This is a genomic window from Aquabacterium sp., from assembly GCF_050725395.1.
GTDB lineage: Bacteria > Pseudomonadota > Gammaproteobacteria > Burkholderiales > Burkholderiaceae_C > Aquabacterium.
This window is the reverse complement of sequence record NZ_JBOHHL010000020.1, coordinates 42,310-61,071: the sequence shown is the minus strand read 5'-3', so window position 1 is coordinate 61,071 and position 18,762 is coordinate 42,310. Positions and strand designations below refer to the sequence as shown.

Annotated in this window: 16 protein-coding genes; 8 read left to right on the top strand and 8 right to left on the bottom strand. The window is 65.1% G+C overall.

Going from position 1 to position 18,762, the window contains the following annotated elements; genetic code table 11:
* Nucleotides 1-128 precede the first annotated feature (128 nt).
* Genes ACREB4_RS13430 through ACREB4_RS13410 form a run of 5 tightly spaced genes read right to left on the bottom strand, consistent with a single transcriptional unit; the run spans nt 129 to nt 5,899 of the window.
* Nucleotides 129-1,076, bottom strand: a complete 948-nt coding sequence (locus ACREB4_RS13430) for a glycosyltransferase family 4 protein (RefSeq protein WP_431588730.1) — start codon at nt 1,074-1,076, stop codon at nt 129-131.
* Between the two features lie 13 nt (nt 1,077-1,089).
* Entirely contained in the window at nt 1,090-2,064 is a 975-nt protein-coding gene (locus ACREB4_RS13425) for a glycosyltransferase family 2 protein (protein WP_431588729.1), read from the bottom strand.
* Entirely contained in the window at nt 2,061-3,833 is a 1,773-nt protein-coding gene (locus ACREB4_RS13420; RefSeq protein WP_431588728.1) for a carbamoyltransferase family protein, read from the bottom strand. The genes ACREB4_RS13425 and ACREB4_RS13420 overlap by 4 nt, the downstream gene beginning before the upstream one ends.
* A 24-nt stretch (nt 3,834-3,857) precedes the next feature.
* Nucleotides 3,858-4,553: a D-glycero-alpha-D-manno-heptose-1,7-bisphosphate 7-phosphatase gene (locus tag ACREB4_RS13415; protein ID WP_431588727.1), complete on the bottom strand. Its 696-nt coding sequence runs from the start codon at nt 4,551-4,553 to the stop codon at nt 3,858-3,860.
* 29 nt (nt 4,554-4,582) lie between these two features.
* On the bottom strand, nt 4,583-5,899 hold the full coding sequence (locus tag ACREB4_RS13410) for a glycosyltransferase family 4 protein (RefSeq protein ID WP_431588726.1): 1,317 nt from the start codon (nt 5,897-5,899) through the stop codon (nt 4,583-4,585).
* Nucleotides 5,900-6,173: 274 nt separating this feature from the next.
* Here ACREB4_RS13410 and ACREB4_RS13405 point away from each other — a divergent pair, with 274 nt between their 5' ends.
* Together ACREB4_RS13405 and ACREB4_RS13400 are read left to right on the top strand one after the other, a co-directional pair.
* Entirely contained in the window at nt 6,174-7,130 is a 957-nt protein-coding gene (locus ACREB4_RS13405) for an SDR family oxidoreductase (RefSeq protein ID WP_431588725.1), read from the top strand.
* A 3-nt stretch (nt 7,131-7,133) separates the two neighbouring features.
* Nucleotides 7,134-7,733, top strand: coding sequence for a cysteine hydrolase family protein (locus ACREB4_RS13400; RefSeq protein WP_431588724.1), 600 nt, complete (start codon nt 7,134-7,136; stop codon nt 7,731-7,733).
* Nucleotides 7,734-7,764: 31 nt separating this feature from the next.
* Here ACREB4_RS13400 and ACREB4_RS13395 read toward each other — a convergent pair whose 3' ends face one another.
* Nucleotides 7,765-9,813: an NAD(+) synthase gene (locus ACREB4_RS13395; RefSeq protein ID WP_431588723.1), complete on the bottom strand. Its 2,049-nt coding sequence runs from the start codon at nt 9,811-9,813 to the stop codon at nt 7,765-7,767.
* Nucleotides 9,814-9,975: 162 nt separating this feature from the next.
* Between ACREB4_RS13395 and ACREB4_RS13390 the strand changes: the two genes are divergently transcribed.
* From ACREB4_RS13390 to ACREB4_RS13365, 6 genes are all read left to right on the top strand, one after another.
* Entirely contained in the window at nt 9,976-10,557 is a 582-nt protein-coding gene (locus ACREB4_RS13390; RefSeq protein ID WP_431588722.1) for a (2Fe-2S)-binding protein, read from the top strand.
* Nucleotides 10,554-11,585 (top strand): FAD binding domain-containing protein, encoded by a 1,032-nt coding sequence (locus tag ACREB4_RS13385; protein WP_431588721.1) that lies wholly within the window; start codon nt 10,554-10,556, stop codon nt 11,583-11,585. Before ACREB4_RS13390 ends, ACREB4_RS13385 begins: the two co-directional genes overlap by 4 nt.
* Nucleotides 11,582-13,867: a xanthine dehydrogenase family protein molybdopterin-binding subunit gene (locus tag ACREB4_RS13380; RefSeq protein ID WP_431588720.1), complete on the top strand. Its 2,286-nt coding sequence runs from the start codon at nt 11,582-11,584 to the stop codon at nt 13,865-13,867. Before ACREB4_RS13385 ends, ACREB4_RS13380 begins: the two co-directional genes overlap by 4 nt.
* Before the next feature lie 186 nt (nt 13,868-14,053).
* Complete coding sequence (locus ACREB4_RS13375; protein ID WP_431588719.1) at nt 14,054-15,250, top strand: acetyl-CoA C-acyltransferase; 1,197 nt, start codon at nt 14,054-14,056, stop codon at nt 15,248-15,250.
* 25 nt (nt 15,251-15,275) lie between these two features.
* Nucleotides 15,276-16,052, top strand: coding sequence for an SDR family NAD(P)-dependent oxidoreductase (locus tag ACREB4_RS13370; RefSeq protein WP_431588718.1), 777 nt, complete (start codon nt 15,276-15,278; stop codon nt 16,050-16,052).
* Nucleotides 16,053-16,063: 11 nt separating this feature from the next.
* A complete protein-coding gene (locus tag ACREB4_RS13365) occupies nt 16,064-17,077 on the top strand; it encodes an AraC family transcriptional regulator (protein WP_431588717.1) in 1,014 nt (337 codons plus the stop codon).
* A 13-nt stretch (nt 17,078-17,090) separates the two neighbouring features.
* Here the strand turns inward: ACREB4_RS13365 and ACREB4_RS13360 are convergent, their stop codons facing one another.
* Complete coding sequence (locus tag ACREB4_RS13360) at nt 17,091-17,852, bottom strand: enoyl-CoA hydratase (protein WP_431588716.1); 762 nt, start codon at nt 17,850-17,852, stop codon at nt 17,091-17,093.
* Nucleotides 17,853-17,861: 9 nt separating this feature from the next.
* Nucleotides 17,862-18,755, bottom strand: a complete 894-nt coding sequence (mmsB, locus tag ACREB4_RS13355; RefSeq protein ID WP_431588747.1) for a 3-hydroxyisobutyrate dehydrogenase — start codon at nt 18,753-18,755, stop codon at nt 17,862-17,864.
* Between the last annotated feature and the right edge of the window lie 7 nt (nt 18,756-18,762).

The following is an 18,762-nucleotide window of genomic DNA, read 5'->3' as shown; positions in this document are numbered from 1 at the left end:
GGGCGTGGGGCCGGAGATCTCCACACGCGGGCGCTTGGCGCAACTCGAATTGGACCGCATCGTTTCTACCCACCGGCGATCAAACAACGCACTTTCTGCCGCCTAGTTGACAGGATTCGGAAAAATTTTCAGGTCGTCAAGGTGCGCAGGGCCGCGAGCCAGTCGTTGACGAAGCGGTCGATGTTGAAGCGCTCCACCGCTGTCTCGCGCGCCGCGTCGCCCAGACGCTTGGCTTCTGCAGGGTCTTTCAGCAGCCGGTTCATGGCATCCACCAGGCGGTCGACACGCGTGTCGATGAAGCCGTTCTCGCCATTGCGGATCACCGTGACCAGCTCGGTGGTGGCCAGGCCGACGATGGGCATGCCCACCATCATGGCCTCGATGATGGACAGGCCCAGGCTGGTGTAGCGGATGGGGTTGAAAAAGAAGCGGTGCGCGGCCATGGTGGCAGGCAACTGGTGGTTGATCACCTCGCCAGCCCCCCCCATGCGCTCGGCGCCCATGCCGACCAGGGTGAGCGGCACCCGCTGGCGGACCTGCTCGTACACGTCGGCCCCCAGTCGGCGACCGCGCTGGTCCAGGTTGTTCACCACCACCAGGCCCTGTTCGTACTCGCCCCGGTAGCGCTCGGGCGACAACGGCAGCACGCCGTGCTCGACCACCACGGTGGGCGTCACACCCGCGTCCCACATCAGGGCGTTGAAGGGGGTGACCTGCACCAGCAAACCTTCGGGTTCCTGGAACCAGTGCAGCGTGTCCGTGGGGTGGCCTTGCGGGGGATCGTGCTCGATGTAGACGCGCGGCAGGCGGCGCTGTTCGTCGGAGAGCACGCGGTGCTGCTCGTCTTCGTAGGCCTCGCGCGACTGGAACATGATGAGGTCGAAGTCCATGTTCTTGACGTTGTTGACATGGGCTTCGTGCACGTTCGGCCCCCAGGGCAGCACGCCGCTGCGGCCACTGTGGTGGGTGGACCGCTCATCGTCGGTCAGCAGGTAGAAGTCATGCGGGACCTGGGTCAGGTTGTAGAGGTAGTTGCCGTGAACATGCCAGGTCAGGATGCGCAAACGTTTTTGCATGGGGGCCTCGGCTTCAAATGAACAGAACACGAAAGCGGGCTGCGCCCAGCAAACGCCAGTAAATGGACAGGTAAGGGATGGCCAGCGAGGTGATCACCATCTCGGCGATGTGCGACGGGCTGTGCGAGGCGCCTTCAAGCCGTTTGAAGACGAAGCCTGCGATGGCGATCAAGGCGGCCGCAAGGAATGCCAGCGCAAAAAGCCCGTGACCGCTGACAGCACTTGCCAAGGCCAGCACCGTGCACAAGACCACGAAGTAGTAGCGCCAAGGCGGCTGCGGGTGAATCCTCGTCCGGTACAGGCGCGGGTATTTCTTGTACAGCAAGGCGTCAAAGAAGGCGTTGGCCTGCTGTTGCATCGACACGCCCCAAGGCGCGCTGCGCACTGGGTGCGTCACGGCGGCGTCGGGGGCCTTGCCCACCTCGCCCAGCTTCATGAGGGCGAACTGCAGGTCCGAGTCTTCGCGCCAGGCGCGCTTGAAACGTTCGTCGAAACCGCCCACCGCGACCAGTGCCTCGCGGCGCACAAAGGCGTTGGCGGTGACGAACTCGGCCGTCTCCAAGCCCTGGGTGTTGCGCTCGTGGTCGGTGGGCGCCTGGGTGATGGGCACCACCACGCGGCCGCACACGGCCACTTTGCCATCTGCCAAAGCGGCCAAGCCTTGGGCCAGCCAGTCTTCGTGCGGGATGGTGTCGTCGTCGGTGAAGGCGATGATGGGCGCGTGGCTGGCCCGCCAGCCACGGTTGCGGGCACCGGCGGGGCCGCGGGTGCCTTGGGGCCTGAGGTAACGCAGGAAAGGTGCGCCGCCTGTGCGAATGGTCAGGCCTTCGACCAACTGGCGGATGTCGTCCTCCTGGCCGTCGTCCACCACGATGACTTCGAAGGCTCCGGGCGGCAGCGTTTGCGCCAGCACGGCTTCCAGGCAGCGCATCAGCAAGTCGGGCCGGCGGTAGGTCGGGATGACCACGGCGACTTGCGGCGCCGTCATGCGGATTTCTCCAGCAAGAAGGAGCCGATCACCAGGGCATCCAGCGGCGTGCTGTAGAAGGCGTCGATGGCGTCCTTGGGGGTGCAGACCACCGGCTCGCCGCGCACGTTGAAGGAAGTGTTGATCAGCACAGGCACGCCGGTGATCTGGCCAAAGGCCTCCAGCAGTTCGTGAAAGCGCGGGTTGGCGCGGTGGCTCACGGTCTGCACGCGGGCCGTGCGGTCGGCGTGGCAGGCCGAGGGGATGCGCTCGGCCTGGCCGTCGAGCACGTCGTAGATGAAGAGCATGAAGGGCGCGACGCCGCCATTGGCGTCTGCGGGCGTGAACCATTCCGCCAGCTTTTCCTCGGGCACGGCGGGCGCGACGGGGCGGAAATCCTCGCGGTCCTTCAGCTCGTTGATCCGCGCCTGCATGTCAGGGTTGACCGGCGAGGCGAGGATGGACCGGGCGCCCAGGGCACGCGGTCCAAATTCCATCGGGCCCTGGTACCAGCCGATGACGCGGTCGTCGGCCAGCAGGCGCGCTGTGGCCTGGGCCGGGTTGTCCAGGCGCTTGTAGGGCAGCTTGGCCCAGCGCAGCAGCGTTTCGATGGCCTCGTCGTCGTAGTCAGGGCCCAGGTAGGCATGGTCCATCTGCCAGGCGCGCGGGGCCAAGGCGATGGGGCCGGACTTCGCGGGCGCCGAGCCCTGGCGCTGCACGGCGTCGGTCCACAGCGCGGCGCCGAGGGCGGTGCCGGCGTCGCCCGCGGCGGGTTGCACCCACACCGAATCGAAGATGCGGCTGTCGCGCACCTTGGCGTTCATCACGCAGTTGAGTGCCACGCCGCCGGCCATGGCCAGCCGCGATTCGCCAGTGGTTTCGCGCAGCCAGGTGGCGATCTGCAGCACCGATTCTTCCAGCACCACTTGCAGCGAGGCGGTGAGGTCGAAGTGCCTTTGTTCCAGGGCCGTGCCGCGTTCACGGGGCGGCCCGAACAGCTCGCTCAGGTCCATCGGGTCGATCTCATACTGGCCGTTGTCCTTGACCCGCACATGGGCCTTGAGCACGTCGCGGAAGGTTGGTTGGCCCATAGCGGCCAAGGCCATCACCTTGTACTCGTCGGACGAATGCAGGAAGCCCAGATGGCTGGTGATGCGCTCGTAGAGCAGGCCCAGGGAATGCGGCATGCGCACCTCGCCCAGCGGCTGGTAGCTGTTGTCGCGGTAGACGCCGTAGGAGGTGGTGGCGTCTTCGCCGCGACCGTCCAAGGTCATCACCGCGCACCTGTCGTAAGGCGAGGCCAGGAAGGCGCTGGCCTGGTGACACAGGTGGTGATCGACGAAGTGGAAGCGGTAGCGGTTCTGCCCATCGGCGCGGGCTCCGGCGAAGCGTGCCTTCAGGTGGTGGGGTGCGCCATCGGCCAACTGTCCGGGGGCATTCAGGATGTAAGAGGCGAACAGCGGGTCCCAGACGTTCTCCCACACGCCGGCATCGTGGCCCGAAGGCTTCATTGGCAGGTTGATCTGTGAGCCGGTGGAGCGGCCTTTCAGGAAGCGCTCCGGGTCGTAGCTGTAGGCCACATGGTCCAGGTCGACCAGGCGCAGGCCGGCCTTGGCCAGGCAGAAGTCGATGGCGTTGAAGGGCAGCTCCCAGGCCGTGAAGGGCAAGGGACGCTTGCCATGCTTGATGCGCGAAAAGCGCTCCTCCTCGGCCGCCGCCAGGACGACGCCGTCGCGCACGATGGCGGCGGCTGAATCATGAAACGCTGCGTTGATGCCTAAAGTGATCATCGGATCTCCTCGGGTGGGCGCCGGCTAGAAGGACAGGCCGAGCAAATGAGGTTGGGGTGGAACGGTTTTGAACACAACGGACTTGCCGATGGAGTCCTCAGCTTCGCCCGGTGGGGTGACGGGTTCGGCCGCCAGGATGGCCTCGGCCGCTTCCAGCAAGGTCTTTGCCTTGATGCAGGGCTCGCGCAAGGGGGACATGCGCCATTCGGTCTCGTTGCCGACGTCCATCAGCACGCTGCGGCAGCCGGCGCGGTGGCCCGCCTCCACATCGTCCAGGATGTCGCCGATCATCCAGGAACTGGGCAGGTCGATGTGGTGGGCTGATGCGGCCTGGCGCAGCATGCCGGGCGCAGGTTTGCGGCACAGGCAGCCGGGCTCCAGCTTGTTGGTCGGTGGCGCGTGGGGGCACAGGTAAACGTCCTGGATCGGGATGCCTTGGTCGAGAAGCAGTCCAGTGAGCGCTGCCTGGAGCCTCGCAAAATCCGCCCGAGTGAACAGTCCGCGCGCCAGGCCCGACTGGTTGGTGACGATGAACAGCACATAGCCATGGTCCACCAGCAGCTTCAAGCCCTCGATGGCTTGCGGTGTGAATCGCAGTTTGGCGGGATCGACGTTGTAGGGCACGTTCTCGACCAGGGTGCCGTCCTTGTCGAGGAACACGGCTGAGCGGGATGGCGTCTGGCGCTGCTGGTTGGGGTCAGGGCGGACGGGTTGGCTCATGTCATGCCTTGGCAAGTGAAGGTTTTGGTTCAGGGCGTGGCCATCGAAGCGGCGTTGGCGGCGGGCATGCCGACCAAGTGCAGACCGTGAGCTGCCGGGATGTGGGGAAGCTCACGCGGTTGCAACACGGACTCGTACACCTCGGTGAGCTGCTCGGTCACGCGCTCCCAGGTGAACATGGCCCGCGCACGCCGCAGGCCACCCATGCCCAGCCCCTCGGCCAGCGACGGGTTGTGGAAAAGCTCCTCCAGCCTGGCCCCCAGGGCGGCCGGATTGTGCGGAGGCACATGGAAGCCGGTCACGCCATCGACCACCGAATACTGCAAGCCTCCCACGGCGCTGGCCACCACCGGGATGCCGGAGGCCATGGCCTCGAGCGGCGTGATGCCGAAGGGCTCGTACCAGGGCGTGGTGACGAAGACATTCGCCGCCGCGTAAAAGGGGCGCAACTCGTGGCGCTGGCGGTGACCGATGAAGGTCACCTTGTCGGCCACACCCGCTTCATGGGCGATCTGCCGCAGCCGTGCGATCTCGGGCGTGGCGACTTCGTCAGGCTCGTGGGCGTCACCACCGACGATCAGCAGGCGGGCTGGGATGGCGGCATTCAGATGGGCCAGTGAGCGGATGACGTTGTCGATGCCTTTGCGCGGCACCAGCCTGCCCAGTTGCAGGATGACGAACTCGTGCTCAGCAAGGTCCAGGGCTTTGCGTGCTTTGCCACGGTTCATCGGGCCAAACTCGCTGGCGTCGAAACCGCAAGGCACCATGGCCAGGCTGGAGGGCCTGGCGCCATAGAGCGACAACAGATCGTGCTGGTCCTGGGGGCATTCGGCGATGATGGCATCGGCCCGCTTCACCAAGTTGCGTTCAATGCTGATGCGGGCGAGGGGAAAGGTGTCGGCTTCTTTTTGGTGCTGCTGCCGCACCAGTCCCAAGGCATGAAAGGTGATGACGAATGGCGTGCAGGTCGTGGACTTGAGGCGCTGAGCCACCAGCCCTGACATGAAGAAATTGGCGTGGACCACATCGTAGGGCTGGCCGATGCGAAAGAGCCTTTCAGTGCTTCGGGCGAACTCCGGCATGTGTCCCAGGAGCTTTTCCTTGGGGATGAATGTTGGGTCGCCCGCGTTGATGTGAATGACGCGCGCACCGGGCCGGAGGTCAACGACTGGGGGCAGGTCCGGGTTGTCTCTTCGTGTGAAGACATCGACCTGGTGACCAGCTTTGGCAAGGCAGCGCGCGACCTGGGCCACGTAGATGTTTTGCCCTCCCGCATCAGTGCCTCCCATGGTGGCCAGCGGAGACGCATGTTCACTGATCAAGGCAATTCTGAGTGGTTCGCGCATGATGTGGTCCGGTGGGTTCGGGACTCTTGCCGTGGCAAGTGATATGCCCGGCAAAGCTGTCAAAACGAGCACTTCTGGGGAAGCCGATCGCCACCATCACGCTAGAAATAATTACGGACGCTTTTGCAAGGAGCTTGTCAAATCGGCATCACGCACAAGGGCACATGGCGCTTGATCGTGCAGGACCACGACGGTGCGAACCTCCTTGCGAAAGGTATGGCATTTGCTGAAAAGCGGTATCTCTCGAAAGTGTTCAACGTCAGGAGCCCGCCCCATGAGCAAGCCGCCCCTCAAGTCTCTCGATCAGCAGGTCATCGTCATCACCGGTGCATCCAGCGGCATCGGCCTGGCCACGGCATTGGCCGCGGCCAAGCAAGGCGCCAAGCTCGTCCTGGCAGCCCGCAGCGGCTCGACGTTGGAAGAAATCGGCCGGCAGATCAACGTGGGCGGCGGCCAGGCCATCACTGTGCAGGCCGACGTGGGCGAACGCGCGCAGGTCGAGGCCATCGCGGCCGCTGCCATCCAGCATTTCGGTCGCATCGACACCTGGGTCAACGATGCCGGTGCGTCGGTCTATGGCCGACTGGACGAGGTGAGTGAAGAGGACAGCCAGCGGTTGTTCAAGACCAATTTCTGGGGCGTGGTGAACGGATCTCTGGTGGCCTTGCCTTACCTGAAGGTGAATGGCGGCGCGCTCATCAACCTGGGCAGCGAGGTTTCGGACGCGGTGGTGCCGCTGCAGGGCATGTACTCGGCCAGCAAGCATGCGGTCAAGGGCTTCACCGACGCCCTGCGCATTGAGCTGGAGGCCGATGACGCTCCCATTTCGGTCACCCTGATCCAACCCACCGCGGTCGACACGCCTTACCCAGAGCATGCTGGCAACTACCTCAGCCAGGAGCCGATGCTGCCGTCTCCGATGATCGAGCCGGAAAAGGTGGCCAGCGCGATCCTCGACGCCGCCACCGACCCCGTCCGCGACGTCAAGGTGGGCGCCATGTCGGTCATCAACACCGCGATGTCCAAGGTCCTGCCGGGACTGGCCGACACCATGGCCAAGATGCAGATGGGCCGTCAGCAGCGCAACGAAGTGCCGCACTCGCGGGATGGCACCTTGTACCAAGCCGGTGAATCAGGGCGCATCCACGGACGGGGCGATCAGAGCAAGGCCGATCCCAAGCGGGCTCGCCAGACCAATGTTCGCCCGCACGCCGTCGTCGACGGAGATTGAGCGGTGCCCACCGACGAGCGCAGGGCGCCCTTGGCGAAGGAGCATGCCGCTGGCGGAACGGCCTTGCTCATCATCGACATGTTGAGTGATTGGCGATTTCTGCACGCGGAGCAACTGCTGGCCCATGCGAGCGCCATCGCGCCGGCCATCCATGCGTTGAGCGCCCGTTGCCGCGAGGTGGGCGTGCCCATCGTGTACATCAACGACAACCACGGACATTGGCGTTCAGACTTTCGCAAGGTGGTCCAAAATGCCTGCGATCAAGAAGGGCCGGGCGGGCAAATCGGCCGCCTGCTCACACCGCATGAGTGTGACTACTTCGTGCTCAAACCCAAGCACTCGGGCTTCTATGCCACACCGCTCGAATTGCTGCTCCGCCACCTGCATGTCGGCAAGCTGATCCTCACCGGCGTGTCGGTCGAGCATTGCGTGACGATGACGGCCACCGATGCCTGGATGCGCGACTTCAAGGTATGGTGCCCCCATGACGCAGTGGCTTCTCATGACCCGGGCCTGCGTGATCGGACCCTGGCGCAGTTGCAGGAGACCCTGCAGGTTTGCACGCGGGCCTCTGGGACCTTGAGCCTGCCAGGACTTGACTGACAAAAGCTGGGGAACGCGCGTCGGCTCGGGGTCACGCCTTCAATGATTTGATATTGCCCATGGGGTCCGCATCAGGAACCTTGTCAAGGTCTGCCAGCCAGGTCGTGGCTCGGGCATCGCTGGGGGCTCGCCAATCTCCACGGGGCGACAGCGATCCACCGGAGCCGACCTTGGGCGAGTTGGGGACGCAGGACCGTTTGAACTGGTTGGCGAAGAAGCGCTGAAGAAACACCCTCAAGTGCTTCTTGATGTCGGTGAGGGTGTACTTGTCGTGGCCCAACCAGGCGGTGTAGGCCAGGAAAGCGATCTTCGATGGCGGGAAGCCGTAGCGCACCAGTTGGAACAGGTGGAAATCCTGCAGTTCGTAAGGTCCGATGAAGCTCTCGGTGCTTTGGCCAGGCTGATCTTGCCCATCTTTGCCTGGCACCAACTCCGGACTGATTTCCGTGTCGACGATGGCGTGCAGGACATCGCTGCCTGGCTGACCCACCTGCCCGGAGTCAGCCACCCAGCGCACCAGGTGCTTGATGAGTGTCTTGGGCACGCTGGCGTTCACGTTGTAGTGCGACATGTGGTCGCCCACGCCGTAGGTGCACCAACCCAGCGCCAGTTCGCTCAGGTCCCCCGTGCCAACCACAATGCCTCGGTGCAGGTTGGCCAGCCGGAACAGGTGACTGGTGCGTTCGCCCGCCTGCACATTCTCGAAGGTCACATCGTAAACGGGTGATTCGGCGGTGTGCGCGTGCCCGATGTCCTTGAGCATTTGCTGGCAGCTGGGACGGATGTCGATTTGAAGCTGAGTGCAGCCTACCGCCTCCATCAGCCGCAAGGCCTGGTCCAAGGTGCGGGTGCTGGTGGCAAACCCTGGCATGGTCACACCCAGGATGTCCGAGCGTGGTCGCCCGAGCAAATCCAGCGCTTTGGCGCACACCAGCAATGCATGGGTGGAGTCCAGGCCGCCTGACACGCCGATGACCAGTTTGCCCTGGCCCGCCACCGAGAGGCGCTGCACGAGGGCCTGCACCTGGATGTTGTAGACCTCGCGGCAACGTTCATCACGTTTTTGCGGATCGGCAGGCACGTAAGGAAAGCGTTCGATGCGGCGCTGCAGTGGCCTTCGGCATGACACCCATTGCAAGCTGAAAGGCACCGTCCGGAACCGCGACAGCTGGGGCCCATGCAATGCCGCCGATTGCCCGAAGCTCGTCTGGCGCATGCGTTCATGCGCGAGCCTCTCCAGGTCCACGTCGGCCGTGACCAAGTGGGAATCTCTCAGGAAGCGATCCGACTCTGCGAGCAAATCGCCGTTCTCGCAAATCAGGGCCTGACCGTCCCAGGCGAGGTCGGTGGTCGATTCGCCTGCTCCGGCGGAGGAATAAAGGTAGGCGGCCAGGCAACGGGCCGAGTGCAAGCTCACCAGTCGCTGCCGGTAGTCGGCCTTGCCCACGGTGATGTTCGAGGCGGACAGGTTGAGCAGCAAGGTGGCACCCGCCAACGCGGCATAGGAGGAGGGCGGGATGGGCACCCAGACATCCTCGCAAATCTCCACGTGAAAGCGCAGATTGGGCACGTCCTGGCATTCGAAGATCAGCCCGCTGCCAAAGGGCACGGCCTCACCCGCGATGTCGACCTCGGTGCTGGAGGCTGCTGTGCCAGGATTGAATTGCCGGGCTTCGTAGAACTCGCCATAGTTGGGCAGGTAGGTCTTGGGCACCAGGCCAAGCACCCGGCCGCGCTGCACGATGGCGGCGCAGTTGAAGAGCCTTTGCTCTACCCGCCAGGGAACGCCCACGACGGCCACGATGGCCAGTTCGCGAGAAGCTTCGACGATCTCAGCCAGGGCACGCTGGCACGCCTCCAGCAAAGCCTGTTGATGAAACAAGTCATCGCAGGTGTACCCCGACAAACCAAGTTCAGGGAACACCACCACGGCGGCATGGGCCTCTGCGGCCTGGGTCATCAGCGCGGTGGTCTGCTGGGCGTTCCAGGCTGGATCGGCCACGCGGATCGCCGGCACGGCCACCGCCACTCTGATGAAGCCATGCTGGTACAGGTCCAAGAAATCGGCAGAACGGTCCATGGTGTGTCGTCAGCGTTGGGATTGCATGTTTCCTGAGCATCTGGCGTACCCAGAAAACTGTGGTTGATTGGCGGACAGGTTCGGCGAGCAAACCATGAACCTGCATGCCACACCAGGAACGTTGTTTGCCATTTCCGCACAATACGTTCACGGGACCCCACCATGCCAAACGATGAGCTCTCTTTCTCTACCAGCCAAGGCATTCCCCAACGAGACATCCGCTTGCGCATCAACGGCGAACTGTCAAGCCTGCGCGTCGAGGTCTGGGTGACCTTGCTGGATCTGCTCAGGGACAAGCTCCAGCTCACCGGCACCAAGAAGGGCTGCGACCACGGCCAGTGCGGCGCCTGCACGGTACTGGTCGACGGCAAGAGGATCAATTCATGCCTGACGCTGGCGGTCATGCGCGACGGGGCCGACATCACCACGGTGGAAGGTTTGGCTCAGGGCGAGACCTTGCACCCTTTGCAGCAAGCTTTCATCGACCATGACGCATTTCAATGCGGCTACTGCACGCCGGGGCAATTGTGCTCGGCCGTGGGCTTGATGAACGAAGGGCAGGCGCGCACGCCGGACGAGGTGCGTGAACTGATGAGCGGCAATCTTTGCCGCTGCGGTGCCTATCCGCAGATCGTGAAGGCCGTCGGCCAGATCATGTTTGGTCCCGAGGCCCCCAGTCGGACCGAGCCCGTCCAGGACAGCACGGCCGAACGGCCGATCGTGGTCGGGACGGTGCCCGCATGAACGCCTTCGACTACGCCGTGCCGCAGAGCCCAGACAGCGCCTTGGCCGAGATCGCCAAGGCCACGGGTTCCAGTCGGTTCATCGCTGGCGGCACCAACCTCATCGATCTGATGAAGGAAAACGTGTTGCGCGTCGGCAAGCTCGTGGACATCAACCACCTGGGGCTGGACGGCATCGAATCTAACGACGCAGGTGGCCTGACGCTGGGTGCCCTGGCCCGCAATGCCGACACGGCCTACCACCCGGTGGTGCGCGAGCGCTATCCACTCTTGAGCGCGGCCATCCTGGCAGGCGCTTCGCCCCAAATCCGCAACATGGCCAGCAACGGGGGCAACCTGTTGCAACGCACCCGTTGCCTTTACTTTTATGACACGGCCACGCCTTGCAACAAGCGCCAGCCCGGCAGCGGCTGCTCGGCGATTGGTGGCTTGACGCGGCAGCACGCCATCCTGGGCGCCAGCGAGCATTGCATCGCCACCCATTCCTCGGACATGTGCGTCGCTTTGGCAGCCCTGGGTGCGGTGGTGCGTGTGCAGTCGGCGGCCGGCCCGCGCCACATCGCGTTTGCCGACTTCCACCGCTTGCCCGGCGAGCAGCCCGAGGTGGACACCACCCTGCAGCCCGGTGAGCTGATCACGCACATCGAATTACCGCCAGCGGACCGCTTCAAGGGCCACAGCGCCTACCTCAAGCTGCGCGATCGTGCCTCCTATGCATTCGCGCTGGTGTCGGTGGCCGCGGCCCTGGACGTCGGGGAAGACGGCTTGGTGCGCGCCGTCCGGGTGGCCTTGGGCGGCGTGGCGCACAAGCCGTGGCGCGATCCGGTGGCGGAAGCCATGCTGGTGGGCCAGCCCGCCACCGAGGCCGGTTTCCAAAGTGTGGCCGACTCCTTGCTGCAAGGCGCGCGCGGCCAGGGCGTCAATGATTTCAAGATACCCATGGCACGGCGCGCCATCGTGCGGGCACTGTCCGTGGCGGTGCAAGGGACGGTGGTTCAGCAAGAACACATCGAAGGGGAGTCCGCTTGAACGACACCAGCACCGCCGTGGCCATTGGCCAGCCTCTTTCGCGGCTTGATGGCCGGGCCAAGGTCACTGGGCAAGCACGCTATGCGGCTGAGCACCACGCGCCGGACCTGGCCCATGGGGTGGTGGTTTGCAGCACCATCACCAAAGGGCGCATCGCGGGTTTCGAGTTGGACGCGGCCCTGAGCGTCCCGGGTGTGCTGGACGTGATCACCCACCAGAACCGTCCCAAGATGCGTTCATTGGGCTTGTTTCACAAGGACATGACGGCACCGGGCGGCATACCGTTTCGGCCGCTGTTGAATGACGAGGTGATGCACAGCGCGCAGCCCGTGGCCTTGGTGGTGGCCGACACATTCGAAGCGGCACGGTACGCGGCCTCGCTGGTGGTGGTGCGCTATGAACAGGAAGCGCACGACACCGACCTGATGGCCAACCTGCACCGCGGTTACAAGCCCAGCCGCTTGAAGGCCGGCTATTCGCCGCCACCCAAACCGAAAGGTGACGCCGATGCCGCCTTTGCCCGCGCGCCTGTGAAGCTGGAAGCCGAGTATTACTCGGGCGTCGAGCACCACCATCCCATGGAAATGCACGCCTCGACCGTGCTCCTGGGGGAGGACGGTCACCTGACCATCCATGACAAGACGCAGGGCCCGCAGAACAGCCGTTGGGTGGTCTCCCGCGTGTTCGGTCTGTCGAAAGACAAAGTGACCGTGCGCAATGCCTTCGTGGGCGGGGCTTTCGGCTCGGGTCTTCGGCCGCAGTATCAATTGCTGCTGGCGGTGATGGCAACCTTGAAGCTTCAGCGCTCGGTGCGCGTGGTGCTGACACGCCAGCAGATGTTCACCTTCGGCCACCGGCCCGAGACCTGGCAGCGCCTGAAGCTGGCCGCCAGCCGCGACGGTGCCTTGCAATCCGTCATCCACGAGGCCGTCGCTGAGACTTCGCGCAACGAGGACTACGTGGAAGTGGTCGTCAACTGGTCAGGCCAGCTCTACCAGAGCGAGAACGTGCGCCTGGACTACAAGGTGGTCGACCTGGACCAGCACACGCCCATCGACATGCGCGCACCCGGTGCGGCGCATGGTGTTCACGCCTTGGAAGTGGCGATGGACGAGTTGTCGTATGAATTGGGCATGGACCCCTTGGCCTTGCGCTTGAAGAACTATGCCGAGCGCGATGGCAACGACGACCTGCCGTTTTCAACCAAGGAGTTGCGGGCCTGCTATGAGCAAGGTGCCGAGCGTTTTGGCTGGGCCAAGCGACCACAAACACCTCGGGCCCGCAAGGAGGGCACCGAGTTCATCGGCTGGGGCATGGCCACCGGCACCTGGGACGCGATGCAGATGTTCGCGCGGGCCAGCGCCGTGCTGCACGCCGATGGCCGCCTGGTGGTGGGCAGCGCTGCGTCCGACATCGGCACTGGCACGGTCACGGTGATGACGCAGATCGCGGCAGCGGCGATGGGTTTGCCGCTGGACGCGGTGACGTTCCAGTGGGGCGATTCCACCTTGCCGGCGGCACCCATCGAAGGTGGCTCGTCGCACGTGACCACGGTGGGCTCGGCGGTGGAGGGTGTCTGCGAAAAGCTGCAGAAGAAGCTCTTCAAGCTGGCCAAGGCTTTGCCCGCATCGCCTTTTGCCAAGGCGCGCTTCGAGGAACTGTTGTTCAAGGACGGCGCCATGATGCTGATGGGCCAAGCTGCCACCGGGATCCGTTTGGTCGATGTCCTCAAGCTGAGTGGCCAACCTCAACTGGCCGAGAAGTACCTGATGCTGCCCAAGATGTTGGAGCAGAAGAAGTACGTGCGGGCCACGCACTCAGCCGTGTTCGTCGAGGTGAGGGTGGACGAAGACTTCGGCACCGTGCGTGTGACGCGCGTGGTCAGCGTCATCGCGGCGGGCCGCATCATCAATCCCAAGACGGCCACCAGCCAGATCATCGGTGGTGTGGTGTGGGGCATCAGCCAGGCCCTTCACGAAGAGACCCATTCGGACCACCGGTTGGGCCGCTTCATGAACCACAACTTCGCGGAATACCACGTGCCCGTCAACGCCGATATCCACGACGTCGAAGTGCACTTCGTCGAGGAAGACGACCGCATCGTGAGTCGCCTGGGCGCCAAAGGCGTGGGCGAGATCGGCATCGTGGGCGTGGCGGCCGCGGTGTCCAACGCCATCTACCATGCGACAGGCACGCGGGTGCGCAGCACGCCGATGACACCTGACAAGGTGATGCGGCCCAGCCCTCGAGTTCAGGCCCGCGAGAGGCTTGAGGCGGACTGAATCAGGGCATCTGCATGGTTCCAGGGGCAGGGCCGTCATGCGGCACGGTGGATGGTTCTTTGCCCTCCACGTTCGAGTTCATAGAATTCGCCAGTTTCTCGGGGCACGAACATTCACGCAGGCACGCGTGAAATTCAGTGCAACATCAATCCCTGAGAATTGACCCGATGAAAAGAGGAGACCAGCATGAGTCATGAAGATCCGGTGGTGATCGTGTCCGCCGCCCGCACCCCGCTGGGGGGCTTTCAAGGTGCCCTGTCGCAGGTCACGGCCCCCGCCCTTGGCGCTGCCGCCTTGGGCGCCACGCTCGAACGTGCCGGCCTTGCCGCCGACCAGGTGGACGAAGTCTTCCTGGGATGCGTTCTGCCCGCTGGTCTCGGCCAGGCGCCGGCCCGGCAGGCCGCCTTGAACGCCGGGCTGCCCGACACCGTGCAATGCACCACCGTGAGCAAGGTTTGCGGCTCGGGCATGAAGGCCGTCATGCTGGCGCACGATGCGCTCTTGTGCGGCAGCGCGAAGGTGGTGCTGGCCGGTGGCATGGAGTCGATGAGCCAGGCGCCTTACCTGTTGCCCAAGGCGCGCGGCGGGCTGCGACTGGGGCACGGGCAGGTGCTGGACCACATGTTCCTGGATGGGCTGGAAGACGCCTACACCCCCGCCACCAGGGGCCAGTTGATGGGCCACTTTGCCGAGGAGTGCGCCTCGGAGTTCGGCTTCAGCCGGCAGGCCCAGGATGCCTATGCGATCACGTCGACCACCCGCGCGCAAGCCGCGATCCAGCAAGGCGCCTTCGATTGGGAGGTCGTGGCTGTGCGCGAGGTGGTGCGGGGCCGGGAAACGGTCGTCTCGCAAGACGAGCAGCCATTGAAGGCCCAGGTGGACAAGATCCCCACGCTCAAGCCGGCCTTCAAGCCTGACGGCACGGTGACGGCGGCCAACGCCAGTTCGATCTCCGATGGGGCCGCGGCGCTGCTGCTGATGCGCGCTTCCACCGCCGCGGCTTTCGGTTTGACGCCCCTCGCCGGCGTGGTCGGCCACGCCGGACATGCGCAGGAGCCGCGCCGTTTCACCACGGCGCCGGCTGGCGCGGTGCGCAAGCTGCTCGCGAAGGTGGGCTGGCGGACCAATGACGTGGACTTGTGGGAGATCAACGAAGCATTCGCCGTCGTGGCGATGGCCGCCATGCAAGAGCTTGACCTTGCCCACGAGCGGGTGAACGTGCATGGCGGTGCCTGTGCGCTGGGCCACCCCATCGGCGCCACCGGCGCGCGGCTGATCGTCACCTTGCTGGGGGCGCTGCGCCGCCGCGGACTGCGGCGCGGCGTGGCCACCTTGTGCATTGGTGGCGGTGAAGCCACGGCCGTGGCCATCGAAGTGATTTGAAAATACCAAGACCCAGGAGCAAGACATGGACATTTCCCGCAGCGTTTTTCTGATCACCGGCGGCAGTTCCGGCCTGGGCGCGGCCACCGTGCGCATGGCCCTGGAGGCAGGCGCCCGCGTCGTGGTGGCCGATCTGGCCGAGCCGCGGCCCGAGGTGTTGCCGCCTCACGAGCACATGGCGTGGGTGCGCACCGATGTTTCCAGCGAGGACAGCGGTGTCGCGGCCGTCCAGACCGCGGTTGATCGCTTCGGGCGGCTTGATGTGCTCGTCAATGCCGCGGGTATCGGGCCCGCCGAGAAGCTCAATGGCAAGAACGGCCCGCACCGCCTGGACACCTTCTCCAAGGTCGTGCAAGTGAACCTGATCGGCACCTTCAACATGATGCGCCTGGCGGTGCCTGCCATGATTGCCAGCAAGGCGCCCGGCGATGCCGGTGACGCCTCGGCGTCCCAAGGGGTGGTGATCAACACGGCCTCGGTGGCGGCGTTCGATGGGCAGGTCGGGCAGACCGCCTATGCGGCCTCGAAAGGCGGCGTGGTTGCGATGACCTTGCCCGCCGCGCGCGACCTGGCCCGCGACCGCATCCGCGTGTTGACCATCGCCCCGGGCATCTTCGAAACGCCGATGCTGATGGGGCTGCCGCAAGAAGTTCGGGATTCCCTGAGCGCCACGGTGCCGCATCCTGCCAGGTTGGGCAGGCCGCCCGAATACGCGGCGCTGGTGCAAAGCATCGTGGCCAATGAATACCTCAACGGCGAGGTCATCCGGCTGGATGGCGCACTGCGCATGGCGCCGCGCTGAAGCCGATCGAGATGGCAGGCAGGTCGGTCGAGCCGGGGACCATCTCCATCCACTTTGTCCGCGAGGCGCTGCGGGCGGTGTCGGGGCGGGGCGTGCCAGAGAGCGCGGTTCTCCAACGGGCCGCCATCCCGCCGGCCTTCCTGGACGAACCCCTGGCGCGCGTGTCACCCGAGCAGTTTGGCATCCTGTGGCGCACTGTGGCGCGGCATCTCCAGGACGAGTTCTTCGCGCTGGACCCGCACCCGGTCCGGCCTGGTGCTTATGCCTTGCTCTGCCACGGCTTGCTGGGGTGTGAGGATCTGCGCGCGGTCCTTCGGCACCTCTGCCGCTACACCGAGGTCGTGCTGGACGGCATGCGCGCCAGCCTGGAAATCACCGGGGACACCGCGACATTGCGCCTTCGCGATGCCCGGCCCAGGGCCACGCCCTTTGCGCACGCCACCTACTTCATGGTGGCGTACGGCTTGGCCTGCTGGGTGATTGCCCGGCGCATTCCCCTCGTCCAGTGCCACCTGGCGGGCCATGCGCCGGGCTTTGAACCGGAGTACCGCGTGATGTTCTGTGAAGACCTGAACTTTGGCGCCAGGGAAGGCGCACTGGTGATGCCTGCCGCGCTGTTGTCCCAACCCGTGGCCCAGACGCGTGACGCCTTGCGGCAGTTTCTGCGGCGCGCGCCCGACGTGTTCCTCGTCAAGTACCGCAACATGGACAGCCTGGCCGCGCAAGTGCGCGCGCGGCTTCGGGCCATCGCACCGCCCGATTGGCCCGGTCTGGACGCCGTGGCGAGCAGCCTCCAGGCGGCTCCATCCACGTTCCGCCGCCACTTGGATGCCGAAGGCACCACCTTTCAAATGATCAAGAACGAGTTGCGCCGCGACATGGCGATCACTGCCTTGCGGGAAGAGGCCTTGTCCATCGAGCAACTCGCGCAGACGCTGGGTTTCACGGAGGCGTCCGCCTTCCACCGCGCCTTTGTGAAGTGGACGGGGATGAAACCGTCCGACTACCGGCGGCGCGCGCCTTGATCGTCACCACCCGTCATTGCCAGGCTGCCTTGCGCTTTTCAAGGAAGGCATTGACCCCTTCGCGCTGGTTGGGCTGGTTGAACAGTGCCATGAAGCGCTCGCGTTCTTGCGACAAGGCGGCCGCCCGCGGCACGCCTTCCCGCGCCGCATGGATCAGACCCTTGCAAGCCAGCACGCTGTCCGGGCTTTGCGCGCCAACGCGCTCGGCCAGCGCCAAGGCCTTGGCCAGCGCCTGGCCGCTGTCGACCACTTCTTCCACCAGGCCGATGCGCAAGGCGGTGGCGGCGTCGACTCGCTCGCCCAGCAGGATCATGCGCTTGGCCCAGCCTTCGCCCACCAGCGCGGGCAGCATCTGCGTGCCAGTGCCGCAAGGCAACAGACCCACGGCGGCCTCGGGCAGGGCGAGGTGTGCATGCTGCTCGGCCACGCGGATGTCGGTGGCCAGGGCGCATTCCAGGCCGCCACCCATGGCGTAGCCGTTGATGGCGGCAATCGTCACCAGGCGCGACTCGGCCAGGGCTTCGAAGGCCGCGCCAAAGGCCTGGGCCATGTCCAGCGCCTTGCTCCGATCGCCTTCCGCGAAGGTGTTGAGGTCGGCGCCGGCGCAGAAGAACTTGGCGCCACTGCCCATGACCAGGGCGCGCACGGCGGCGTTGGTGTTCAGGTCCAAGACGGTTTGGCGCAGCTGACGCAAGCCTTCAAGGCTGAAAGCATTGGCCGGTGGCCGGTTCAAAGTCACCAGGGCGGTGTGGCCTTGCTGTTGAAGGTCGATCATGGGGTGTCCTCAAGTGGCGTCCGCACGGCTCAGCAGTTGGATGATGGAAGAGAAGTCCAGATGGCCCTTGCCTTGCAGGCTCCACACCTGGTAGAGCTGCTGTGCCAATGCGCCCATGGGCAGCGGGTGGCGGCTCTGGCGCGCGGCCTCGGCCGCCAGGCCCAAGTCCTTGAGCATGAGGTCCACGCCGAAGCCGCCCTGGTAGCCCTTCGACGCAGGCACGGTTTCGATGATGCCTGGGTAGGGGTTGTAGGTGTCCGAGCTCCAGCAACGGCCGGACGAGGCGTTGATGATGTCGGCCAGCACTTTGGCGTCGATGCCCTGGTTGACGCCGAGGGCCATGGCTTCCGAGACAGCGATCATCGAGATGCCCAGCACCAGGTTGTTGCAGATCTTGGCAACCTGGCCGTTGCCGACATCGCCGCAATGGACAATGCGTCGGCCCATGTGCTGCAGCACGGGCTGGATTTTTGCAAAGAGATTGTCGGAGGCGCCGACCATGAAGGTCAGGGTGCCCGCCACCGCGCCGCCCGTGCCACCGGAGACCGGGGCGTCCACCAGATCGTTGCCTTGCGCGCGTGCAAGTTGCGCAAGTCGGCGAACGGTGGCCGGATCGATGGTGCTGCAATCGACGATCGGCACGCCGGCTTGAATGGCGCTCAGCACGCCCTGGTCGCCCGCCAGGACCTTCTCCACGTGGGCTGAGGCAGGCAACATGGTCAGCACCAGTTCGGCGTCGGTCGCTGCTTCGGCGGGCGAGCCGCACCGGCGAGCGCCCTCGGCCACCAAGCCATCCACGGCCGCCATGTTGAGGTCATGCACGGCGAGCGCATGGCCCGCCTTCAAAAGGTGGCGGGCCATGGGCGCGCCCATGTTGCCCAGGCCTATGAACGCGATCACCATGGCTTGT

Excerpts from the sequence above, each read along its gene's own strand:
- ACREB4_RS13430 (WP_431588730.1), bottom strand. The coding sequence starts at position 1,076 with ATGCAAAAACGTTTGCGCATCCTGACCTGGCATGTTCACGGCAACTAC.
- ACREB4_RS13425 (WP_431588729.1), bottom strand. The coding sequence starts at position 2,064 with ATGACGGCGCCGCAAGTCGCCGTGGTCATCCCGACCTACCGCCGGCCC.
- ACREB4_RS13420 (WP_431588728.1), bottom strand. The coding sequence starts at position 3,833 with ATGATCACTTTAGGCATCAACGCAGCGTTTCATGATTCAGCCGCCGCC.
- ACREB4_RS13415 (WP_431588727.1), bottom strand. The coding sequence starts at position 4,553 with ATGAGCCAACCCGTCCGCCCTGACCCCAACCAGCAGCGCCAGACGCCA.
- ACREB4_RS13410 (WP_431588726.1), bottom strand. The coding sequence starts at position 5,899 with ATGCGCGAACCACTCAGAATTGCCTTGATCAGTGAACATGCGTCTCCG.
- ACREB4_RS13405 (WP_431588725.1), top strand. The coding sequence starts at position 6,174 with ATGAGCAAGCCGCCCCTCAAGTCTCTCGATCAGCAGGTCATCGTCATC.
- ACREB4_RS13395 (WP_431588723.1), bottom strand. The coding sequence starts at position 9,813 with ATGGACCGTTCTGCCGATTTCTTGGACCTGTACCAGCATGGCTTCATC.
- ACREB4_RS13390 (WP_431588722.1), top strand. The coding sequence starts at position 9,976 with ATGCCAAACGATGAGCTCTCTTTCTCTACCAGCCAAGGCATTCCCCAA.
- ACREB4_RS13385 (WP_431588721.1), top strand. The coding sequence starts at position 10,554 with ATGAACGCCTTCGACTACGCCGTGCCGCAGAGCCCAGACAGCGCCTTG.
- ACREB4_RS13375 (WP_431588719.1), top strand. The coding sequence starts at position 14,054 with ATGAGTCATGAAGATCCGGTGGTGATCGTGTCCGCCGCCCGCACCCCG.
- ACREB4_RS13370 (WP_431588718.1), top strand. The coding sequence starts at position 15,276 with ATGGACATTTCCCGCAGCGTTTTTCTGATCACCGGCGGCAGTTCCGGC.
- ACREB4_RS13365 (WP_431588717.1), top strand. The coding sequence starts at position 16,064 with ATGGCAGGCAGGTCGGTCGAGCCGGGGACCATCTCCATCCACTTTGTC.
- ACREB4_RS13360 (WP_431588716.1), bottom strand. The coding sequence starts at position 17,852 with ATGATCGACCTTCAACAGCAAGGCCACACCGCCCTGGTGACTTTGAAC.
- mmsB (WP_431588747.1), bottom strand. The coding sequence starts at position 18,755 with ATGGTGATCGCGTTCATAGGCCTGGGCAACATGGGCGCGCCCATGGCC.